General features: G+C 67.7%; 16 protein-coding genes and 4 tRNA genes. 7 read left to right on the top strand and 13 right to left on the bottom strand.

Annotated features, from left to right (window positions below; all coding sequences use genetic code 11):
• Positions 1 to 5: 5 nt before the first annotated feature.
• The 5 genes from M5D76_RS06255 to M5D76_RS06275 all read right to left on the bottom strand — a co-directional run bounded on the left by M5D76_RS06255 (position 6) and on the right by M5D76_RS06275 (position 4688).
• Complete coding sequence (locus M5D76_RS06255) at positions 6 to 884, bottom strand: hypothetical protein (RefSeq protein ID WP_248922533.1); 879 nt, start codon at positions 882 to 884, stop codon at positions 6 to 8.
• Entirely contained in the window at positions 877 to 2916 is a 2040-nt protein-coding gene (locus M5D76_RS06260) for an ABC-F family ATP-binding cassette domain-containing protein (protein WP_248922534.1), read from the bottom strand. Before M5D76_RS06260 ends, M5D76_RS06255 begins: the two co-directional genes overlap by 8 nt.
• A gap of 489 nt (positions 2917 to 3405) precedes the next feature.
• Positions 3406 to 4254, bottom strand: coding sequence for a DUF45 domain-containing protein (locus M5D76_RS06265; protein ID WP_248922535.1), 849 nt, complete (start codon positions 4252 to 4254; stop codon positions 3406 to 3408).
• Between the two features lie 235 nt (positions 4255 to 4489).
• A tRNA-Ile gene (locus M5D76_RS06270) sits at positions 4490 to 4565 on the bottom strand.
• A gap of 47 nt (positions 4566 to 4612) precedes the next feature.
• Positions 4613 to 4688 (bottom strand) — tRNA-Ala (locus M5D76_RS06275).
• A 220-nt stretch (positions 4689 to 4908) separates the two neighbouring features.
• Between M5D76_RS06275 and M5D76_RS06280 the strand changes: the two genes are divergently transcribed.
• Positions 4909 to 5286, top strand: coding sequence for a hypothetical protein (locus M5D76_RS06280; RefSeq protein WP_248922536.1), 378 nt, complete (start codon positions 4909 to 4911; stop codon positions 5284 to 5286).
• Between the two features lie 116 nt (positions 5287 to 5402).
• Here M5D76_RS06280 and M5D76_RS06285 read toward each other — a convergent pair whose 3' ends face one another.
• Positions 5403 to 5795 carry a cytidine deaminase family protein gene (locus tag M5D76_RS06285; RefSeq protein ID WP_248922537.1) on the bottom strand — a complete coding sequence of 131 codons (393 nt, stop codon included), beginning with the start codon at positions 5793 to 5795 and terminating at the stop codon, positions 5403 to 5405.
• 143 nt (positions 5796 to 5938) lie between these two features.
• On the opposite strand from M5D76_RS06285, the gene M5D76_RS06290 reads away from it, so the two are divergent.
• The 3 genes from M5D76_RS06290 (at position 5939) to M5D76_RS06300 (ending at position 6558) form a co-directional block, all read left to right on the top strand.
• Positions 5939 to 6013, top strand: a tRNA-Val gene (locus M5D76_RS06290).
• A 6-nt stretch (positions 6014 to 6019) separates the two neighbouring features.
• A tRNA-Ala gene (locus tag M5D76_RS06295) sits at positions 6020 to 6095 on the top strand.
• A gap of 55 nt (positions 6096 to 6150) precedes the next feature.
• Positions 6151 to 6558: a TipAS antibiotic-recognition domain-containing protein gene (locus M5D76_RS06300; protein ID WP_248922538.1), complete on the top strand. Its 408-nt coding sequence runs from the start codon at positions 6151 to 6153 to the stop codon at positions 6556 to 6558.
• Between the two features lie 27 nt (positions 6559 to 6585).
• Here the strand turns inward: M5D76_RS06300 and M5D76_RS06305 are convergent, their stop codons facing one another.
• The 7 genes from M5D76_RS06305 to M5D76_RS06335 form a co-directional block, all read right to left on the bottom strand.
• Positions 6586 to 7311, bottom strand: a complete 726-nt coding sequence (locus M5D76_RS06305) for a GntR family transcriptional regulator (RefSeq protein WP_248922539.1) — start codon at positions 7309 to 7311, stop codon at positions 6586 to 6588.
• A gap of 75 nt (positions 7312 to 7386) precedes the next feature.
• On the bottom strand, positions 7387 to 8037 hold the full coding sequence (locus M5D76_RS06310; RefSeq protein WP_248922540.1) for an HAD family hydrolase: 651 nt from the start codon (positions 8035 to 8037) through the stop codon (positions 7387 to 7389).
• Positions 8038 to 8108: 71 nt separating this feature from the next.
• The gene (locus tag M5D76_RS06315; protein WP_248922541.1) at positions 8109 to 9092 is read right to left on the bottom strand and encodes an SIS domain-containing protein; all 984 of its coding nucleotides are present in this window, start codon (positions 9090 to 9092) and stop codon (positions 8109 to 8111) included.
• Positions 9093 to 9152: 60 nt separating this feature from the next.
• Positions 9153 to 10031 (bottom strand): PTS system mannose/fructose/sorbose family transporter subunit IID, encoded by an 879-nt coding sequence (locus M5D76_RS06320; protein WP_248922542.1) that lies wholly within the window; start codon positions 10029 to 10031, stop codon positions 9153 to 9155.
• 12 nt (positions 10032 to 10043) lie between these two features.
• On the bottom strand, positions 10044 to 10847 hold the full coding sequence (locus M5D76_RS06325; RefSeq protein ID WP_248922543.1) for a PTS mannose/fructose/sorbose/N-acetylgalactosamine transporter subunit IIC: 804 nt from the start codon (positions 10845 to 10847) through the stop codon (positions 10044 to 10046).
• 72 nt (positions 10848 to 10919) lie between these two features.
• Positions 10920 to 11834 (bottom strand): PTS sugar transporter subunit IIAB, encoded by a 915-nt coding sequence (locus M5D76_RS06330; RefSeq protein WP_248922544.1) that lies wholly within the window; start codon positions 11832 to 11834, stop codon positions 10920 to 10922.
• 208 nt (positions 11835 to 12042) lie between these two features.
• Positions 12043 to 13023 (bottom strand): sugar isomerase, encoded by a 981-nt coding sequence (locus M5D76_RS06335; protein WP_248922545.1) that lies wholly within the window; start codon positions 13021 to 13023, stop codon positions 12043 to 12045.
• Positions 13024 to 13343: 320 nt separating this feature from the next.
• Here M5D76_RS06335 and M5D76_RS06340 point away from each other — a divergent pair, with 320 nt between their 5' ends.
• The 3 genes from M5D76_RS06340 to M5D76_RS06350 all read left to right on the top strand — a co-directional run bounded on the left by M5D76_RS06340 (position 13344) and on the right by M5D76_RS06350 (position 21990).
• Entirely contained in the window at positions 13344 to 16340 is a 2997-nt protein-coding gene (locus M5D76_RS06340; protein ID WP_248922546.1) for an InlB B-repeat-containing protein, read from the top strand.
• Positions 16341 to 16609: 269 nt separating this feature from the next.
• On the top strand, positions 16610 to 19063 hold the full coding sequence (locus M5D76_RS06345) for a glycine-rich protein (RefSeq protein ID WP_248923064.1): 2454 nt from the start codon (positions 16610 to 16612) through the stop codon (positions 19061 to 19063).
• 38 nt (positions 19064 to 19101) lie between these two features.
• Positions 19102 to 21990 carry an InlB B-repeat-containing protein gene (locus tag M5D76_RS06350; RefSeq protein ID WP_248922547.1) on the top strand — a complete coding sequence of 963 codons (2889 nt, stop codon included), beginning with the start codon at positions 19102 to 19104 and terminating at the stop codon, positions 21988 to 21990.

The following is a 21990-nucleotide window of genomic DNA, read 5'->3' on the forward strand; positions in this document are numbered from 1 at the left end:
GGTCGCTACCCCCTGAGCCTTCGCGCCTGGCGCGCGAGCAGCCAGTCGATGACGAACAGGACGATGGAGGCGATCACGAAGTCGCCGCGGAGGTTGCCCCCGAGCGGCGTCTCGATGACGAACGTGCCCGAGAGGAGCCCCGGGATCCAGCCCGTGACCTGCGCGGTCAGCTCGAGCAGGTGGATGCGCAGGGGACCCGTCACGATGGCGTTCGCCACGACGAGCACGAAGAGGAGAAGAGCCGCCACGCGGCAGACGATCGACCCCACGCGGCAGACCACGGCGAGCGCCGTGTTGCCGGCGCGCACGGCGCCGGGGTGAGCCTCGGCCATGGGGCGACGGTCGTCGGAGAAGCCCTCGCGGCGGGGCGCCTCGACGGGTGCCGGCGACGGCGACGGGGCGGCCTGCGCGTAGCGCGGGTCAGCGCCGTAGGGCTGCTGCGCCTGCGCGTAGCGCGGGTCGGCGCCATAGGGCTGCTGGTACGGCTGCTGGTAGGGCTGCTGGTACGGGGCGCCGCCGGGCGTGGGGTACGGGCTCACGCCGGTGGCATGGGGCCTGAGCTGCGTCTTGGGCGTGCCGCCGGGCGCGACCATGGTCTTGTCGGGCGCTGGCGCCGCCGGCTGGGGCGCGGCGTAGGGCTGCTGGGCGGCAGGCTGCTGTGCGGGACGCTGCGGGTCGACGTAGGGATTGACCTGCGGCTCGTAGGGGTTCGCGGACGGCTGCTGCTGGCCGGGCCGCTGCGGGTCGACATAGGGGTTGGCCTGCGGCTGGTAGGGGTTGGCACTCCCCTGCTGCTGGCCGGGCTGCACCGACGCATGGGCCGGGCGCTTGCGACCCGGGATGTAGGTCGTCTTCTCCCGCGGGTCGAGGTCCTGGTTAGGCATTGCTCCCCTCCTCGATCTTCTCGGTGAGCTCGAGCCACTCCTCCTCGAGCGCCGGGATCTGCTTGGCGAGCGCGTTGTACTCCCTCATGCACTCGTCGAACTTGGCCGAGTCGTTGTAGAGCTCCTCGGACGCCATGAGCGCCATGAGCTCCTCGTAGCGTGCGCGGGCGGGCTCGAGGGCGGCCTCGACCTGCTTGAGGCGCTTCTTCTCCTCGCGCACGGCGCGGTTGGCGGCGTTTCGGGCCTCGGCCTCGGCGCGGCGCTGCTCCTTGGTCTTGACGTTGCGGCTCTGGCGCTGCTGCTTGGGCGCCTCCGCGGGGGACGGGGCGGCCTTGGCCTGAGGGGCGGCCGCAGGCGCGGGCGCGCTCTTCTCGGCGGCGCCCGTCGCGGCGGCCTCGAGCTCGGCGCGCTTGAACTGGTAGTACTCGTAGTCGCCGTCGTAGAGGGTGACCTTGTGGTCGCGGACGTCGACGACCTTGTTGGCCACGGCGCGCACGAGGTGCTCGTCGTGGCTGATCAGCACGATCGTGCCCGGGAAGTTGACGAGGGCCTCCTCGAGGACGTCGACCGAGTCGATGTCGAGGTGGTTGGTCGGCTCGTCGAGGCAGATGAGCGGGTCGGGCGCCACGAGCATGCGGGCCAGCGCCAGGCGGGCGCGCTCGCCGCCGGAGAGGACGCCCACGGGCTTGTCGACGTCGTCACCGTGGAAGAGGAAGGCGCCGAGCAGGCGGCGCTCCTCCGAGGTGGTCCAGCCGGGGGCCGCCGCGTCCATCTCCTGCATGACGGTGTTGGACTCGTTGAGGGTCTCGAGCTGGTGCTGGGCGTAGTAGCTCTGCGTGACGTTCTGGCCGAGGCTGACGGTGCCCGCGGTGGGCGACTCGTGGCCGTTGATGAGCTTCATGAGCGTGGACTTGCCCGCGCCGTTGGGGCCCACGAGCGCCACGTGGTCGCCGCGGTAGAGGCGAAGCGTGACGTCGTCGTAGACGTCGTTGTCCTCGTAGTGCTTCGAGACACCCTCGAGGGCCACGACCTCGTCGCCCGTGCGCGGCGGCTCGGGGAAGCTAAAGTGCACCTTCTTGGACGACTCGGGCAGCACGACGAGCTCCTCGCGCACGCGCTCGAGCTTCTTGATGCGCTCCTGCACCTGGCGCGCCTTGGTCGGCTTGTAGCGGAAGCGCTCGATGAAGGTCTCCATGTGCTGGATGTCGCGCTCCTGGGCGGCGCGCTTGGCGCGCAGCTGCTCGAGGTTGTCCTCGCGCTGGCGCAGGTAGCTCGAGTAGTTGCCGGTGTAGGTAACGAGGCGCTTGTTCTCGAGCGACGCGACGTGGCTCACGCAGGCGTCCATGAACGAGCGGTCGTGGCTGACGAGGAGGACGGCCCCGTCGTAGGCGGAGAGGAACGACTCGAGCCACTTGACGCTCTCGAGGTCGAGGTGGTTGGTCGGCTCATCGAGCAGCAGCAGGTCGGGATGGCGCAGCAGCAGCTTCGACAGGGCGATGCGCATCTGCCAGCCGCCCGAGAACTCCTTGGCCGGCTTGTCGAAGTCCTCGACGGGAAAGCCCAGGCCGCCCAGGATCTGGCGGGCGCGGGCCTCGAGCCCGTAGCCGCCCAGGCGCTCGAAGCGGTCCTGCGCGCGGCCGTAGCGGTCGAGAAGAGCCTCGTACGCGGCGGCACCCTCCTCGGTGTCGTAGGCGCTCCCGCCCTCGGCGGCGATGCGCTCCTCCATGGAACGGATGTCGGCCTCGAGACGCTTGATCTCGGTCTGCGAGTCCACGACCTCGGCAAGCGCGCTCTTCTCGCCCGCGAGCTTGGCCTCCTGCTCGAGGTAGCCGATGCTCGCGTCCTTGGCGAACGACACCGTGCCCTCGTCGGCAGACTCCTGGCCCATGAGGATCTTGAGCAGCGTCGTCTTGCCGGCGCCGTTGGGACCCACGAGGCCCCAGCGCTCGCCGGCGTTGAGCTGCAAGGTAGCGGCCGTGTACAGGACACGGCCGCCGAATGACTTGGTGATCTTGTCTGCGAGAGCTATCAAGCGCGCGCCCTCCCCGGTTGGTCTGCAATTCCCCAAGATTATACGGGAGACGACGGCAAGATTGGACGTACCTGCCCTTCTACCCATAAGCCCCACGCCCACCACGCACCACGAGCCCCGCCGCCACCTCCCGCAGCGCAAAACCCCGGCCCCGAGGGCAGTGAATCTGCAGCGCAAAACAGCCTCGAGGGCGCGACTCAAAATCGGCTGCAGCGCAAAACCCAGCCGAGGGCGCGACCGCTCAGCGTAAAAAGCCGTCGAGGGCGTGAATCTGTGCGCAATGTGGCCTCGAGGGCGTGAGGGGTCAGCGCAGAATGCCGTTGAGGGCGTGAGCTGCAGCGCAAAACCCGCTCGAGGGCGCGACTCCACTCACGCCCTCGAGGCCATTCTGCGCTGACGGTCGCGCCCTCAACCAACATCTGCGCTGCAAGGCATCAAAGAATCGCGCCCTCGAGGCCAGTTTGCGCTGCAGGACAAATCGAACGTTATTCACTGGCGGCGGAAGACGGAGTCGGGGTCGAAGAGCGTGGCGTGCGCGAGCTCCCAGTCGGGGCAGCCCGCGTGGACCATCTTGGCGAGGGCCGCCTCGCGCTCGTCGCCCGAAAGCGAGGGCGAGACGCCGTGCTGGGCGATCTCTCGCGCGCAGGCGTAGGCGCAGCACATGGGCGGAAAGGCGATCAGGTCGCGCGACAGCCAGACTACGCCGGTCTTCTCGTCGATATGCGCGAGGCGGTCGCGCATCTCGCGCACGCGCACCGTGAAGTTCTTGCGCGCGAAGCTCGCGCCCGCTCGCTCGGCCGCCTGCGCGAAGAGCCCCGCGCCGTTGCGGGCGAGCACGCCGTCGGCCCAGCTCATGAACGCCTGGCGGCGCTGGTCGTAGCTGCCAGTCTGCATGACGGACAGCTCGATGAGGCTGACCTCGGGCACGAGGCGCACGCCGAGGTTCGCCCGGCCACGCGCCGCATGCCGCATGCTGCCGCGCGACTGCGGGCTGACGCGAAGCAGGAACGGGCGGCCGAACACGTAGGCAACGTCGCCGGTCTGGTAGCGGCAGTTGGGCGAGGTGCTCTTGCGAAAGCGCCGCTGCACGTCAGCCATGACGAGCTTGGCCTTGGGCAGCCACTGGTCGACGAAGGCTATGAGCTGGTCGTTGGTGAGGAGGTCGTCGGTGTAGATCGTGGGCTGGCCCGTCGGCGGCTCGAACGCGAAGTAGGTCTCGTGCACCTGCGTCCTAACGACGGGGCACTCGATACCGTCGAAGCTGATGCTACTGATGACGCGCCCGGCGCCGGGGTCGCCGCCCTCGGGGCCCTGCGGTTGAGAAGTCTCGTCACTCATGCGCGCTCCCTCCTGTTGTGAAGAACGTAGCACAGCAAGGCGAGCTGTCCCGCCATGGGACTGCGTCATATCGGCATAAATTGGGCCGCCCCAGGGGCGAGCGCGACGGCTCGGGGTGCATAAAATCCAAGACCGAGTGAATACCGAGTTTTCTACGTAACAGTCGATAACGCTTATACGGCATTTATGCAAAACAAAAGCAGGTCGGAACACATGCTCCGACCTGCATCTTTTGTGGTGGGCCCACCAGGATTCGAACCTGGGATGAAGGGATTATGAGTCCCCTGTGTTAACCGCTGCACTATAGGCCCGAGATTATAAAAAAGCGGCGGAACGAATCCCGCCGCCTGCAATTACATGGTGGAGATAAGGGGGTTCGAACCCCTGACCTCATGACTGCCAGTCATGCGCTCTCCCAACTGAGCTATATCCCCAATCGCTTGGTGCGGGAGTTACTATACCAAAGACGAATCGGCGTGCAAGCGAAAAATTCCAATTCGTCCAAATGAGGCCTCCCCGTGTGAACATTCTTCACAAAAGACGGTACACTTGAGTCCGCGCAGCCGCGACGAGATTCGCCGCAGCCGCAGCTAGACCGCATAAGAGACGCAGCGCAGGCGCGTGCCTGCAACAAGCACCAAGGAGAGATGCACCGTGACTTCAGATTGCAGGAACCTCAAGATGGCCGCCATCGCCTCGCTCATCTTCGGGCTCATCACCTTCGGCGTGGGAATCTTCTACATCATCACCTCCCCCACCGTCACCCAGTCCTACGTCTGCGCGATCGACGGAGCCGCCCTCACCTACATGGGCTTCACGGCGGCCCGCCGCATCAACGTGCCGTCCAACGCCCCGGCGATCCGCAACATGTGCTCAATCGTCGTGCTGATCGCCTTCGTGTGCGCGGCATTCCTGATGCTCAACCACGCGAAGCTCATCATGCAGGTGATCATCGGCAGCCTCGGGCTCGTGCTCTCGCTCATCTGCTTCGTGATCGCCCGCAAGATCACCAACATCCAGAAGGCGCAGTAGACACAGCCGACATCGGTCGCAAACGCAGGAGGGGCGGTCCCGCAAGGGGCCGCCCCTCTTCCATACATGCGTTCAGGCGCAAGGGCCGCGACCCAGGCGCCCTCCAGAATCAGTGGCTACAGCCACCACTCGGGCGTCAGCTCGCCAAGTGTCATGACCTTGCCCTCGGCGTAATCCACCATGACCTCGACGCCCTGGTAGCGACCCGGCATGAGCTGGGCCATGAGCTCTCGGCAGGCCCCGCACGGCGCGGCAGTCGTCCCGTCGGGCATGAGCGCGAGCACCCGCCTGATCTCGCCCTCCCCGTTCGTGATCATGTTGAAGATGGCGTTGCGCTCTGCGCAGATGCCGAGCGTGCACGAGGTGTCCACGCACACCCCCGTGTAGATCCTGCCCGACGCCGACTCGATCGCGGCTGCGACCCCACCGGCATACACCCGCTCGGAAATCTCCCGTGGCCCCTGCACCCTCCTGGCCGCCTCGAGCATCTCGTTCCAAATGTCGCTCACGCGATCTCCCCTCCGTCGCTGCTGGTCCCAGACAGTATAGGCACCGTCGCCGCACTCCCCGCCCCGGCGCCGTCGCGACAATTTCTGGAAGCGCGAAATTTCTCCGCCGCGCGCCGCGCAGTTCTGCTACTATTCTTTCTCGCGGGCGATTGGCTCAGGGGTAGAGCACTTCCTTCACACGGAAGGGGTCGCTGGTTCGAATCCAGCATCGCCCACCAGATTTTGGGGATATAGCTCAGTTGGGAGAGCGCATGACTGGCAGTCATGAGGTCAGGGGTTCGAACCCCCTTATCTCCACCAAACGCAACGCCGCCCTTCGGGGCGGCTTTTCTTTTTAGAAGAGAGATTCGCCGCCATGGACGACAAGGACGCCGAGAAGAGCATGCCCCGTGACTACGAGGCCCGTGCCAAGGAGCACTGGGGCGAGACCGGGCAGTGGGCCGAGTACGAGGCGCGCTGGGCCGGCAGGACCGACGCCGAGAAAGAGGATGCGGGGTCTCGCCTGATGGCGCTCTTCTCGCCCTTCGCAAGGATGCGAGCCGAGGGCGCGGACCCTGGCTGCGACGAGGCCCAACGGCAGGTGGAGAAGATCCAGTCGTTCATCGACGAGCACTATTACACGTGCACGAGAGAGGTCCTGGCCGGCCTGGGCCAGGCATACGGAGCCGGAGGCGACTTCACGCGAAACATCGACGCGGCGGCAGGCCCCGGCGCAGCCGAGTTCGCCTCTGCGGCCGTCAGGGTCTATTGCGAGAAGAACTAAAAAGTTTGAGATAGGGCCAGCGGCCGGCTAGGCCAGGCTCAGCTCGTAGCGGCCGCCGACGAAGTAGTCACGGCTCACGGAGATGGGGTTGCCGGCCTGGTCGGCGTAGTACGTCTCGCTGTAGAGCATGGGGTCGCCGGCGGAGAGGCCGAGAAGAGACGCCTGCGGGGACGTGGTTCGCACGGCGTTGACGGTCCAGCGCACGGTCTCCGCCGGGCTCGCACCGTGAATGCGCTCGATCGCCTCGAAGATCGACGCGTCCTCGAGGTTCTCCTTGAGCAGCGGGGCACCCCAGGAGTACGGGACGATGACGGTCTCGTCGGCGACGGGGAGGCCGTCGGCGGTGCGCGTGCGCCTCACCATGACCATGAGCGCGCCTTCCTCGAGCGAGAAGAACTCCAGCTCGTCAGGGCGGGCGGGAACGATCTGCCTCTCGACGATGTGGGCGCCGGGCGTCACGTCGGACTCCGCGCAGAGGGTCGTGAAGCTGCTCGTCTCGTTGGTGCGGAAGAGCCGGCTGCTGAGGCGGCGCGTCTCGACGAAGGTGCCCCTCCCCTGCATCTTGGTGAGGATGCCCTCCGAGCAGAGGTCCTCGATGGCGCGACGCACCGTGATGCGGCTGACCTGGTAGCGCTCGCTGAGCTCCGACTCGGAGGGGACCTTGTCGCCGGGGGCGTATACGCCATCTCGGATGGCGTCCTTCAGGTCGTCATAGATCTGCTGGTACAGAGGGGTTGTCGACGATGCGCTCATATCCATCTCCCTGGGAGGGGCCCTGGGCCCCGGGCGGTACGCTCTTCTCGGATGTCATCATAAACATATTACACGTTAGCATCGGACGGCCGGAAGGCGCTTGGCGAGCCCGACGACGTCGATCAGCTCGTCTATCACGACGTCCGCGGCGGACTGATCGAGACGGACCCCCTCCGGCGGCCGCAGCGCGCAGACGAGCGCGCCCGAGCGACGGCCCGCCTCGATGCCGATGGGCGAGTCCTCGACGACGATGGACTCCTCGGGCGTGACCCCCAGGTACCTCATGGCGCGCTGGTAGATCTCGGGCGACGGCTTGAATGCGGAGCAGTCGTGGCCGCTGATCGTGAGGTCGACGTCGTCAGCGAGGTCGAGGGCGTCGAGGAACTCCCGGATGAGAGGGGCGTCCGACGATGAGCAGATGGCGGTTCGGATGCCGTGGCGCCTCAAGCGCCAGAGGGTGCAGCGGACGAGCGGGTTGGCGACCTCGACCCAGGGAGTGGGGTGCTCGAGCGAGTAGGTGGCGTAGCCCGCGTGCAGGGCCGCGCGCCGGCGCGGGTCGCCCGGCACGAGCGCCTCCCAGATGGCGGCGTCGTTCGAGCCCGAGAAGTCGGGTGCCTCGTCGAACGAGAAGCCGTGCTTGCGCAGGTAGTTGGCCCTGCGCTCGTTGTAGAACTGCTCCGTGAACGCCAGGACGCCGTCCATGTCGAACAGGACCGCTCTAGCCATGTGTGCCTCCAAACAGAAGGGGCGGGCCGCAAAGACGCGCGACCCGCCCCAGTCGATGCGTGTGCGGGACCCTAGTACTCGAGCTTCCACATGTAGCGACGGACGGTCAGCGGGTGCTGGCGCGCCTCGGCGATCTGCTCGGCGAAGACGCGCATGACCGCGGTGTGGACGAAGGGGCTGAGGTAGGTCGCGGCCTTGGCGCCCACGACGCCGGAGAGGCCGAAGTCCTTCGCGTCGATGACGGCGACCTTGGCGTCGAAGCGCTGCATGAAGGTGAGGGCGCGGGCGTCCATGGCGCGCGTCGCGCCGTCAGCCATGAAGAGCAGGTAGGGCTTGTCGCGCTCGGTCAGCTCGAAGGGGCCGTGGAAGTACTCGCCGGTGTTGTAGGCGGCGGAGTCGAGCCACTGCATCTCGGAGAAGAGGAACATGGACGTGGAGTAGGCTACCTTGGCGCTGGCACCCGAGCCCATGACGTAGATCCCCTGGTCGTCCTTGAAGGCCTGGGCGAATTCCGCTGCGGCCCTGCCGGAATGCTGCGCGGCCTCCTCGCAGAGGTCGTAGACCTTGGTGAGGCCGGCGACCATGTCGTCGCAGAGGTCGCTGCCCTCGACCTGCTGCAGGACCTCGAGGGCGAGCGCCATCGCGTAGCCCATCTTCTCGACCTTGGCCGCGTAGTTGGCCTCGAAGCCGTGGACGATCACGTGGTCGACGCCCTCGGTGAGGGCGGAGCCGGCGACGTGGGTGATCGCGGTGACGGGGGCGCCGAGGGCCTTGGCGCACTTGTTGGCCGCGACGGTCTCGGGGGTGCCGCCGCCGAGCGAGCAGGTGATCACGAAGGTGTTGGGACCCACCCAGGCAGGCGTGTCGTAGTTGAACTCGTTGGCGGTGAAGAGCTGGACGTTCAGGGTCTTGGTGTTGTTGGCCAGGAAGTACTTGGCGGGGTAGAGCTCGCTCATCGAGGCGCCGCAGCCGACGAAGGCGACGGAGTCGATGTCGTGGCCGGCGAGCACGTCGGCGACGATCTGCTTGGGCTTGCTGAGGTCGATCTCGTACATGGTGTGCTTCTCCTTTGCGGAAACGGTTCTCGGGCCTGGGCCCGCTTGAGGCAGGGTGCGCTACGCGAGAACGCCGAGCGCGTAGAGGGCGACGCCGCCGACGATGGCGATGACGAGCAGCGGGGCGCTCTTGAGGTCCTTCTTGATCAGGAAGTAGAAGAAGGCGGTCAGCGCGAGCGGGATCATCTGCGGCATGATGCTGTCGAGGACGTCCTGCAGGACGAGGGTCCCGTCGGCGAAGGTCGCAGGCGTCGTCGCGCCGATGAGGGTCGCGATCATGGCGCCGACGGCCATGAGGCCGACGATGCCGCAGACGTACATGACCTTCTCCATGGCGCCGCCCTGGAGCCTGTCGAGGTACTTGGTGCCGCCCTCGTAGCCGAGCTTCGCGGCGAAGAACGTGACGAGGACCGAGGGGATGATCGAGAGGACCATGGCGATCACGGGCCCGAGGAAGGAGCCCTGCTGGGCGAGCGACACGCCGAGTCCGAACGCGATGACGCGGATGGTGCCCTGGAAGAACGAGTCGCCGATTCCGGAGAGCGGACCCATGAGGGCGGTCTTCATGGCGTTGATGCTGTCGGGGTCGAGCGACTCGGGGTCGCGGGCGTACTCCTCCTCCATCGAGGCGGAGAGGCCGAGGACAAAGGCGCTGGTCTGGGGCGTGCAGTTGTAGAAGGCCATGTGGCGCTGGTAGGCCTGCTTCTTGCGCTCCATCTGGACGGGGTCGGTGTCCGCGTCGGGGTAGGCGCGGTCGAGCGTCGGCGCGATGCCGTAGAGGAAGCCCATGTTCATCTGTCGCTCGTAGTTCCAGGAGTCCTGGATGGCCCAGGAGCGCCAGAAGAACTGGCTCAGCTTCTTGCCCTCCGTGACGGGGGCCACGCTCTTCTCGGCAGGCCTCTCGGAAGCCGCCTGCTGGTTCGTGATGGTGTCAGTCATGGGTGGTCCTCCCTACTCGTCGTCTTCGAGCGGATCGTAGTCCGCGCTTGCGGCCATGCTCGCCTTGCCGGAGTCAGCGGAGCGGTAGTACTTCACGCCGAGCAGGATGACGGCGACGCAGACGGCGATGAGCGAGACGGCCGTGACGGTAAGCTCGAGGTAGGCGGACAGGAGGAAGCCGAGGAACAGGAAGGCGGCCATCTTCTTGTCGAGCATGAGGCTGAGGAGAAGGGCGAGGCCGTAGGCGGTCAGCAGCATGGCCGAGACGCCGAGGCCCTTGGAGAGCCACTCGGGGATGAGGCTCACGAAGCCCTGGACCGCGTCGGTGCCGAGCAGCACCGCGAAGAAGACGGGCAGGAAGTACATGAGGGAGTACAGGATGGTGCCGACCACGATGTGCATGCGGGTGGCCGTCTTGAAGCGGCCCTGCTCGATGGCGGCGTCCGCGCGGTGCGTGAGGACGGCGATGACCGAGCGGAACACGATGCCGAGGAGCTGGCCGAGCACGGCGATGGGGATCGCGATGGTCATCGCGGTCTCGACGCTCGCGTCGGTGAGGCAGGCGAAGGCCGCAGCGACGATGCCGCCGAGTACCATGTCGGGCGGGACGGCTGCGCCGACCGCGACGAGGCCCATGCTGACGAGCTCGGTGGCGGCGCCGACGGCGAGGCCGGTGGCGGGGTCGCCCAGGACGAGGCCGACGAGGGTCGCGCCCACGAGCGGCTGCTCGAAGTTCAAGCGACCGAGGAGGCGCGAGTCGAGCATGCAGAAGACTGCGACAAGGCCGACCAGGATCGCACTGACGAGCGAGTTCATGTAACTCTCCTTTCGACGGGTTTGAATTGCGAGGCTCGGACGTCGCCGGGCCGTGGTGCCTGGCAAGACGTGCTACACGCTCTCGAGGTCGACCCTCTTGTACGAGGGGGTCTGCTGCACGTAGATCCTGGTGCCGAGGTCGAGAAGAGCCCGGGTATCGGCCCGCTCGGCCTCGTCGAGGAAGACCGAGCCGTCCTTGCCGCCGAACTGCACGGCGCCGTCCTTGTTTGCGGTGGCGCCGTAGTTGACCTCGGACAGCGGATAGGAGCGGCAGAACTCGAGCAGCTCGTGGGTGTTGCCGAAGACGAACATGACCTTCTCGCCCAGGGTGTTGAGCTTGTCCATCTTGGAGAGGGCGCGCTCGACCGTGAAGACGTTGAGGCGCACGTTGGACGGCTTGGCGAGCTTGAGGGCGCTCTTCTTCACCTCGTCGGAGGCGGCCGCGTCGTCGACGACGATGATGCGGCCCACGCCGGTCTTGCCGACCCAGGAGAAGACGACCTGGCCGTGCAGGAGGCGGTAGTCGAGGCGCGCGAGCTCGATGGTGGACGGCTTGCCGGAGACGGCCGCGGGAGCGGGCGCCGTGACGGCCTGGGAGACGTCGGGGTTCGCGCAGTCGACGATGCCCGCGCGGGCCTCACCGATCACCGAGCGCAGCTCGCTGGGCGTGACCTTGGCGTCGCCAAGCACGAGGGTGAGCACGAGCGGCATGTTCATGCCCGAGACGACGCGCACGCGCGGCCTGCGCGCCATCAGCTCGACCATGGCGTTGTTGACGCTCGAGCCGAGCATGTCGGTGAGGACGAAGACGTCGTCCTCGTCGGCAAACCCGTCGATCAGGGCCTCGACCTTGCCCGTGATCGGCTCGGTGTCGTCGCGCCTGAGGATGACGGCATGCACGTTGGGGACCTCGCCCACGATCATGCGGATCGTGTCGAGCGCGCCCAGCGCAAGCTCGCCATGGGACGCAAGAATGACCTGGTTCATGAAACGCTGACCTCCCTTTCCGAACGTTGGCAAATATATGAGACGTCCTATACGACTTCGAATCGGCATGGCTGTCGCACGGGACGGACCTCGCGGGGCCTCGCGAGCCGGCCGGCCGGGCGCGAGGTGGGGATGAGGCGGGCACGGCGCGCCGAAGGCTGGATGCAAGGGGGAGCGGGCGCGCCGTGCCCGAGGAGGAATCAGATAACTAGTAGGCGACCTTCCACATGTAGCGGCGGGTCATGTAGTCCTTCGAGGTCGCCCTGGAGAGCGCCCTCATGTAGACGTTGTTGAGCACGGGCGAGAAGAGCACGTGGTTGAAGTACTCCGAGACGCAGTCGGGAAGGTCGTTCAGCCCGATCTCCTTGCCGTCAAGGACGTAGACCTTCTCGCCGCCGTAGCGCTTGAGGAAGTCAAGCGCGCGCTCGTCGGCCGCGCGGCAGCGCCCGACGCCCATGAGCAGGAACACCGGCTTGGCCTTATCGAGAACCTCGAAGGGCCCGTGGAAGAACTCGCAGCAGTTGATCGTGGGCGAGTCAATCTGGAGCATCTCCTCGATGTTGCAGATCGAGAAGATGTAGGCAGAGCCATAGGCGGGCCCGGAGCCCATGACGTAGATGGTCTTCTCCCCCGCCACCTGCGCCGCCCAGCGCTCGGCGAGGGGCGTCGCGTAGGCGACGGCCTTGCGGTAGATGGCGTCGACGACGTCGAAGGCGCCCATCGCGGCCTCGTAGTGCTCAAAGCCCTCAACGCGCTCGACGAGCGCCATCGCGATCTGCAGCGCGACGCTGGAGTTCACGCGCTCGGTGCGCGACTCGTCCAGCGCGATGGACTCGTAGGCGATCGCGTAGTCGCAGGTGGCCGTGAGGTCGGACTCCTCGACGTAGAGGGCGATGGTCTGCGCGCCCAGGTCCTTGGCGACGTGCGCGGCGACGCAGGTCTCCTTGGTGCCGCGCATCGAGCAGATGACGCAGAGCGTGTGCTCGTCGACGTAGGCCGGCGGCGCGAGCACGAACTCGTTGCTCGTGTGCATGGCCGAGCCGATCGTGCGCGACTCTCGCTCCATGAAGTAGTTTGCGGCATGGAACCCGCCGAACGACCCACCCGCGGCGACCCACACCACGCGGTGGACCTCGGACGTTGCAAGGACGCTCTCGACGATACCCTCGACCTCGGACTGGATGCTCATGAAACGCAACTCCTCTCGCAGAACCTCGTGCAGAAACTCGTGTGGAACCTCATGCAGAAACGCTCCAACGCGAGGGCCTCGCCCTCCGTGTTGAGACGGATGGTATCACACTCGTTATAGACGTTCTAGACATTTCTAAAATTAATTTGTCGCCCCCGTTTACCCGCACGCCTCGGCGCATCGAGGGACATGAGCCATTCCAGTCAGGGGACAATCGCAGGCTGTCCGCCTATATCGTTTCATCCAAGAGCAATCGCCACCGCACGCGTCGCGTATACTTTGCGCAGGAATGGACCACGCCCGAACCCGTGAGGTACGCCATGGCACGCAACCCGCGCATGAAGACGGTGGCCTGCGCCGCCCTTTCCCTCGCGCTCACGCTGGGCCTCTCCCCCGTGCGCGCCGGCGCGACAGACCCCGCTGTGGACCCCGCGCCTGCGGCAGCCGACGCCACGAACGAGCCCGCCGAGGCCAATGGCACCGCCGCGAGCGACGCCGCGTCCCCCGCCGAGGCCGCGACCGCGGAGGATCAAGCCACGCCCACCGCATGCGAGCCTTCCGCCACAACGGACCCCTCGACCAACCCTCGCGAGGACCCTGCCGAGAAGAGCCAGGCGCCTTCGCCCACTGAGGAGCCCTCGAGCGAGGGTCCCAGCGCGGCTGACGCCACGGGCGCCGACCTCGCCGCCGCACTCGGCGTCGCCGCGGACGCGACGGAGGCCGAAGACGACATCGAGGACCTCGACCCGCTCGAGGGACTCGAGGTGCAGGCGAGCCCCCTCGTCGACGGCACGACCGCAAGCGTATCGCGCACGAGCACCATGGCGTCGTTCACCACGGGCGGAACCCGGAACGTCGCCCAGCTCGAGACCACGGCCCTCTACCGGCTCGTGACCGTGGGCGCCCACGGCGGCAACTGGGTGTGGGGCAGTAAGACCACCTACGGCGGCTCCGGCGGATCCACGACCGCCGTGACGCCCATCGACGCCGGCGCCACCCCCAACCTCTACGTCGTCTGCGGTGGGCGCGGCGTCGACGCCACGGACATGAGCGAGCACCCGGGCGGCGCCAACGGCGGCGGCAACGGCGGCAAGGGCGCCAAGCGCGACAACGTGAACTACCACGGCGGCGGCTCCGGCGGCGGCGCCTCGCACATCGCCACCCAGCCGGGCTCGCTTCCCGAGTTCGGCACGGCCGCAGGCGTCGAGGCGTCCGTGCTGCTCGTCGCCGGCGGCGGGGGCGGATGCGGCGGCGGCAACGAGACCGGCAAGAACTACACGGGAGGTGCCGGCGGCGGCGTCAAGGGCGGCAACGGCGGCGTCTGGAGCGGAAACTCCATGGCCGGAGGCTCGCAGGCGGAAGGCTCAGGGTCCAAGGCGATCGGCCAGGGCACGAACGGCGGCGCGGGAAGCAACAAGGACCACGGCGCCGAGGGCCACGGCGGAGGCGGTGGCGGCTACTGGGGCGGCGCCGCGAAGACCACAACCGGAAAGAGCACCAAGGCCAGCGGCGCCGGCGGCTCGGGCTACCTCAACGGCACCCTGCTCCAGGGGTCCAAGGCCTCGGACGGCGGTAGCGTCGAGTGGGGCGGCCTGAGGGTCGCGTCGACCACGGCAGGCGTGGGGGCGGCCGGCGGCACAGCCTCGGTCGAGTACCTCGCGAGCATCGTCACCCTCGACGATCACGACGCCGACCATGAGGGCACCCAGACCCTCTACGCCGCTCCGCAGGACAACGCGTACTACACCGCCTACTCGATCGACGGCCTGGCCTCGCCCGTCGAGACGATCGAGACCCCCGCCCGCGACGGCTGGGCCTTCAAGGGCTACTACACCCAGCCCGACGGCGGCGGAGAGCGCTACGTAGCCGAAGACGGGACGATCGAGGCCGGGCTCTTCTCGCAGGGCACCGTGACCCTGCACGCCTGGTGGTGGCCGACCGTCACCTTCGACGCCAACGGCGTGGTGGCCCGGGGCGTCCCGGAGACCATGGCCGTGCGCCCGGGCGAGCCCGCGGCGAGCCCGGCCGACCCCGAGGCGGACGGCCACGGCTTCAAGGGCTGGTCGACCGACGACACCCTCTACCGCAAGTTCGACTTCGCCAAGCCCGTCACCGAGCCCACGGCGCTCTTCGCGTTCTGGTCGCCGCACGTCGAGTTCGACCTGCACGGCCACGGCGACGAGATCGAGCCGCAGTTCCTGCAGAAGGGCGCGTCGGGCCAGAGGGCGCAGCGCCCCGAGGACCCCACCGAGGACGGCTACACCTTCGGCGGCTGGTACACCGACGAGACCTTCGCGGAGGGCACCGAGTTCGACTTCGACACCGAGATCACCACCGACACGACGCTCTACGCCAAGTGGTCGGCAAACGAGTACACGGTCGAGTTCGTGGACGACGGCAACGTCGTCGGCAGCGAGGACTTCGTCTACGACACCGCCGCCAAGCCGCTGACCACGGCCTCAGAGCTCAAGATCGAGCGCGAGGGCTGGGACTTCGCCGGGTGGCGCGCGGGAGAAGAGCTTCAGGTCGACTTCGAGGACGGCCAGGAGGTGCGCAACATCTCGACCGAGACCGGCGTGCTGGAGTTCCATGCCGTCTGGCAGCGCGACATCGACTTCCACGCGGCGGACACGGGAGGGCTCGCGCCGGCGCTCGCGACGGCAAGCGGCCTCGTGCCGCAGGCGACCGCCGACACGTCGCTCCCCCAGCTCACCGATGGAACGGTCTACTCAGCCGTGACCGCGCCGATCCTTCCGGCCCTCGGCACGTGGCGCGGCGTCGGCTGGGTCGCGAGCGACGTTGCGGCATCGGCCGCCGACGTCGCCGCGGGAGAGGCCTTCATGCCGATGGCGACCGAGTACTTCGGCCTCTACCACCGCGAGCTGCACCTCGCCTTCGACGGCAACGGGGCCACCTCCGGCACCATGGACGACCTCGTCGACCTCCAGCGCATGAACGCCTCGGGACAGATCACGAGCGCGACCTTCAAGCTGCCCGCAAGCGCCTTCGAGCGCGAGGGCCACAGCTTCCGCGCCTGGGACCTCGGCGACCCCGGCGACGCAGTGACGCTCAAGCCCACCGCGAGCGAAGGCGCGACCACGACCGCGCACGCCCTCTGGGACGCGCTTCCCACGCCGGAGGGATCCGGCGACCCCGTGGACCCGACAGGCCCCGCGGACCCCGCCCAGCCGCAGGATCGCCGCTCGCCCTCCCCCGCCACGGGAGACGGTCCCACGTGGCCCGCGGCGCTCGCCGCCATGCTCGCGGCAGCAACGCTCGCCCTCGGCATCTCCCGTCGCACCCGGAAGGACCGCTAGCGCCGCCGCGCACAGCCGATGACAGGCCAAAACGGTGCACCTACCTGCAACACTGCACCACAAGGCTTCAACCCGCCCCCAAAGCGCTTATATAATCTCGTCCAAACGACCAAGATGCATCGGAACAGGAGTTGGCCATGAGTCAGACCACGACACGCAAGGCACTCTGCGTGCTCTTTTCCCTCGCCCTCGTGCTGGGACTCACGCCGATTCGCGCACAGGGCGAGGGCGCAAACACTCCTCAAGTGACAGACCAGACGTCCGACCAGATGTCAGACCAAGTTGCGGACCAGGCGCAAGACCCATCAGTCGCACTCGAAGAACCTGCTGACGCTACCAGTGAGCCTCGCGGCGACGAACGCAAGGACGAGGCCACAGGTCAATCGCAGAAAGAAGCCGACGGTGGAGCCGATACCGACGCGCAGCGCGATCCACTTCAAAAAGAGCGCATCCAGCAAGGCTCGTTGCCAACGGCGCTCGATGACACAATCGACACTCGCACCGAATCGCCGCTCATCCGCGACCTGAATCCAACCGAGCCCCCCGTTCAGCAGAGCGGACTCCCCGTGGGAAGGCTTTCCGTGGAGCACGAGCCCCTTTACCTACAATCCGAGGAGATCACCCCGGGAGAGAATAAGACCGTCTCGCGCACGTCCACAAATGCCTCTTTCACGACCCCCGGTACACAGTACATCGCCACGCTGGCGGATGCGGGTCTCTACCACCTTGGCGCCAGCGGCGCAAAGGGAGGGGCATCGGGAGAGAATGCGGAGGCCGAGGGCGGAAACGGTGGCTCCACGGTCGCGGTGACGCCACTCGACGCCGGCACTCTGTACGTAGTCACTGGCGGAATGGGCAAGACCGAAACCGAACGCTTCGCAACTTCCCCTGGCGGGGCAAACGGAGGCGGCAATGGCGGCCACGGAAATCGGTACAACGTGGGGTTGCCGAACGAGGAATACTATGGCGGCGGCGGATCAGGTGGTGGCGCCACGCACATCGCGACCGCCCCGGGAGCCCTCTCGGACTTCGGCTCCACCACAGGCGTCTCCGCATCAGTACTGCTCGTGGCTGGCGGAGGCGGCGGAGGTGGCGCCAAAAAAGTTGGAGGTGCCGGAGGAGGCGCCTCTGGCGGCACCGGAACGCGCTTTATCAACAACGGCGACACGACAACAACCGGAGACGTTGAGCCTGGTTCGCAAGCCCCATCTGGATCGCACGTCATCGGCCAGGGCACCACGGGTGGAGACGGCGTGGAAGGCAACGTGGACCTCAAGGGCGCATCCGAAGGTCACGGAGGAGGAGGCGGCGGATATTGGGGCGGCGCAGCCATTAGCGAGAGCGGTGCATGGACGAAGGCCTCGGGCGCAGGCGGCTCGGGCTACCTCAACGAATTGAAACTTGCGGGCGAGAAGAGCGCGGACGGCGGCTCGATGACCAACGACGGGGCCATGGTCGCCCAGACCTCCGCAGGAAGGAACGAGGGCGGCGGCACGGCATCGATCGAGTACCTTGCGAACATCGTGACGCTCGATGCGGGCAAGGCCGCGACAACCGCGGGCAGCCCCTACGTGTACACCGCCCCCAGCGCAGACGAGTATCACCTCAACTACTCCCTGTCGGGTCTTGGCGATCAAGTCGATTCCATAACCGTCCCCACGCGCGACGACGCCGTGTTCCTCGGGTACTACACCGAGCCCAACGGCGGCGGCACCCGCTACATCAACGACACCGGCACCATCGAGGCTGGGCTCTCCTCACTCGGCACCACCACGCTCTACGCAAACTGGGCGCCCATTAGCTATCAGGTCGACTTCTACAGCTTCAACAAGCCCGTCGGCTCGCAGGAGTTCCGCTACAGCGAGGGCAGCAAGGCCCTCAGGACGGCCGAGGACCTTGGTCTTGCAGAGGAGGGCATGACGTTCGCGGGCTGGCGCATGGGACCCACGCTGCGTGTGGACCTAACTGACGGCGAGATCGTGAAAGACCTCCCGGCGAGCGAGGGACACGTCAGCCTCTACGCGGTATGGAAGCGTCAGATCAACTTCCACGCGATCCAGGATGAAGCCGCAGCCCTCAGAGAGAGCGCAGACTCAACCCCCCTCTCGAATTCTGATCTGTACGTCTCCCAGCTCACCGATGGCGAGGCCTACTCCTCGATCACGGCACCAATCCTGCCCGCAGCCGGAACCTGGGAGGGAATCGGCTGGGTCGCGAGCGACGTGGCGGCATCGGCCGCAGACGTGGCCGCGGGCGAGTCCTTCATGCCCATGGCGACCGAGTACTTCGGCCTCTACCACCGCGAGCTGCACCTCGCCTTCGACGGCAACGGCGCCACGTCGGGTACGATGGACGACCTCGTCGACCTCCAGCGCATGAACGCCTCGGGCCAGATCACGAGCGTGATGTTCAAGCTGCCCGAAAACGCCTTCGAGCGCGATGGCCACACCTTCCGCACCTGGGACCTCGGCGACCCCGGCGACGCCGTGACGCTCTCCCCCGCCGCGACCGAAGCCGCGACCACGACCGCCCGTGCGCTCTGGGACGAGCTTCCCACGCCGGAGGCACCCGGCGACCCCGCGAACACCGCCCAGCCGCAGGATCGCCGCTCGCCCTCGCCCGCCACGGGAGACGCGCCCGCGTGGCCCGCGGCGCTCGCCGCAATGCTCGCAGCAGCTGCGCTGACGCTTGGGCTTTCCCGCCGTGCACGGCGCGAGCACTAGAGCAGAAACAACCTAGCGACGCGAAACCGAGGTGGGCCATGAGACACACGACGACGCGCAAGGCACTGTGCGTGCTCTTCTCGCTCACGCTCGTCATCGGGCTCTGCCCCGCTCCCGCGCGCGGCACGTCCGCGGCCGAGAAGAGCGAACCCACACCGTCCGCGTCCGAGCCGTCACCAGGTCAGGAGACTGCGACCCCCGCCGACAGCGACGGGGCGCCCACGACGGCTCCGACCGACGACGAGACGCCCCCGGCCCAGACGCCTGCGTCGCTCGACCAACGCCCGGCAGACGACACCCAGCAGGCCGATCCCGTGAGCACGTCCGTTGGCAACGCAACCCATCAAGCCAACACGACCGCCGAAGACGAAGCCCCCGACCTCCAGGCGCAATCCGGCGACCTCGCGCCGCAAACCGACGTCCTCGCCCCGGGCGAGACCAAGACCGTCTCGCGCGCCTCGACCACGGCCGCCTTCGACGTCCCCGGCGCGCAGAACACGGCCACGCTCGCCGACACGGGCCTCTACCGGCTCAGCGCGCTCGGCGCCAGGGGCGGCATGGCCGGCGAGGGCTGCGAGGGGCCAGGCGGTAGCGGCGGCAGCGCCGTCGCGGTCACGCCACTCGACCCCGTCAGCCTCAGCGTCGTCACGGGCGGCGAAGGCAAACAGGAGGCGGAGCAAAGGCAAGGGGCGTCAGGTGGCGCCAACGGCGGCGGCGTCGGCGGGTCCGGCGCAGTGTCAGGCAGCATCTACTACGGCGGCGGTGGGTCCGGCGGCGGCGCGACCCACATCGCGACGAATGCCGGCACCCTCGCAAGCTTCAGGTCGGTCGCGGGCGTAGAGGCCTCGGTGCTCCTCGTCGCAGGAGGAGGCGGCGGCGGTGGCTCCACCATGTCCGGCGGCGACGGCGGCGGTGCCATCGCAGGGAGCGGCCTTCGCTTCACCAGCAAGACCTCGACCGTTGCCGTGCCCGGCGGCTCACAGGCCAACAACTCCGGCTCCGCAGCCATTGGTCAGGGAGCTCCCGGCGGCGGCGGCCTCGACAACACGAGCGGCGGCGCCGAGGGACACGGCGGGGGCGGAGGCGGCTACTGGGGAGGCGCGGCGGTCGAAGAGTCCGCCAAGTGGACCAAGTCCTCCGCCGGCGGCGGGTCGGCCTTCCTCAACGACTCCCTCATGGCGGGCGAGAAGAGCGCGGATGGCGGCTCTATGAGCCTCGACGGGGCCACGGTCGCACGTACGACCGCAGGCGCCAACCCGGGCGCTGGCTCCGCCTCGATCGAGTACCTCGCCAGCGTCGTCACGCTCGACGCGGGCGAGTCCGCGACAACCGCGGGCAGTGCCTACATCTACGCCGCCCCCGCCGCAGACGAGTACTCCCTCTCCTACTCCGTCACGGGCCTCAGCGACCAGGTGACCAAGATCGCCGTTCCCACGCGCTCCGATGCCCAGTTCCTCGGCTACCACACCGAGCCCGCGGGCGACGGCACCTGCTACGTCGACGACACGGGCGCCATCAAGTCAGGCCTCTTCGACCGCGGCTCCACCACGCTCCACGCCCGCTGGGGCCACAAGGTGGACTTCGACGCCAACGGGGTCGAGACGACGTCCTTCCCCGAGAGCCAGCTCGTCGACGACGGCGACACCGCAACGAAGCCGGACGACCCAGCCTCGAGCACGAGCGACTTCAAGGGCTGGTCGACCGACAAGAACACCTACCAGGAGTTCGACTTCGCAACGACACTCACGGGCAACGCCACGACCACCCTCTACGCGTTCTGGTCGCCGCGCGTCGAGTTCGACCTCCAGGGCCACGGCTCGCCCATCCCCGCCCAGTTCCTCCAAAAGGGCGAAAGCAGCCAGACGGCGACGCGTCCCGCAGACCCCACCGAGCCCGGCTACACCTTCGGCGGCTGGTACACCGACGCCTCCTGCGCGGACGAGTACGCCTACGACTTCGATGAGCCGGTCACGGCCATCACGAAGCTCTTCGCAAAATGGTCCGCCAACGAGTACGCCATCGAATTCATCGACGACAAGACGGTGATCGGCACGGAGGACTTCGTCTACGACTCCGCCGAGAAGAGCCTCCTCACGTCCGAGGAACTGGGCCTCTCGCGCGAGGGCTGGACCTTCGCCGGCTGGCGCCGCGGCGACGCGCTCCAGGTCGACTACACCGACGGCCAGCCGATCAGAAACCTCTCGACCGAGACGGGAAAGATCGAGTTCCACGCCGTGTGGCAGCGCACGATCGAGTTCCATGCTGCCAGCATCCCCGCCCTTGTGACGGACCTCGAGACGGCGGCGTCGCTCGCGCCCCAGTCATCATCCGACCAGACGCTCACCCAGCTGACCGATGGAGAGACCCTCTCCTCCGTCACGGCCCCGACTATTCCCGCAACGGGCGCCTGGCAGGGCGTCGGCTGGGTGGCGAGCGAGGTCGCCGCCTCAGCGGCAGACGTCGCCGCGGGAGAGGCCTTCATGCCCATGGCGACCGAGTACTTCGGCCTCTACCACCGCGAGCTGCGCCTCGCTTTCGACGGCAACGGGGCCACGTCGGGTACGATGGACGACCTCGTCGACCTCCAGCGCATGAACGCCTCGGGCCAGATCACGAGCGTCACCTTCACGCTCCCCAAGAACGGCTTCGAGCGCGAGGGCCACAGCTTCCGCGCCTGGGACCTCGGCGACCCTGGCGACGCCGTGACGCTCTCCCCCACAGCCGCGGAGAGCTCGTCGTTCACGGCGGCGGCGCTTTGGGACGACGATCCCGCAGCACAACCCCAGGACCACGTCCAGGCACCCGACCGCCGCTCGCCCTCCCCCGCCACGGGAGACGGCCCCACGTGGCCCGCGCCCCTCGCGCTTGCGCTAGCGACCGCCGCCATCGCCCTCGGCATCGCGCGACGCACCCGCCGCAACGGCTAG

The organism is Olsenella intestinalis (assembly GCF_023276655.1).
Taxonomy (GTDB): Bacteria; Actinomycetota; Coriobacteriia; order Coriobacteriales; family Atopobiaceae; genus Olsenella_J; species Olsenella_J intestinalis.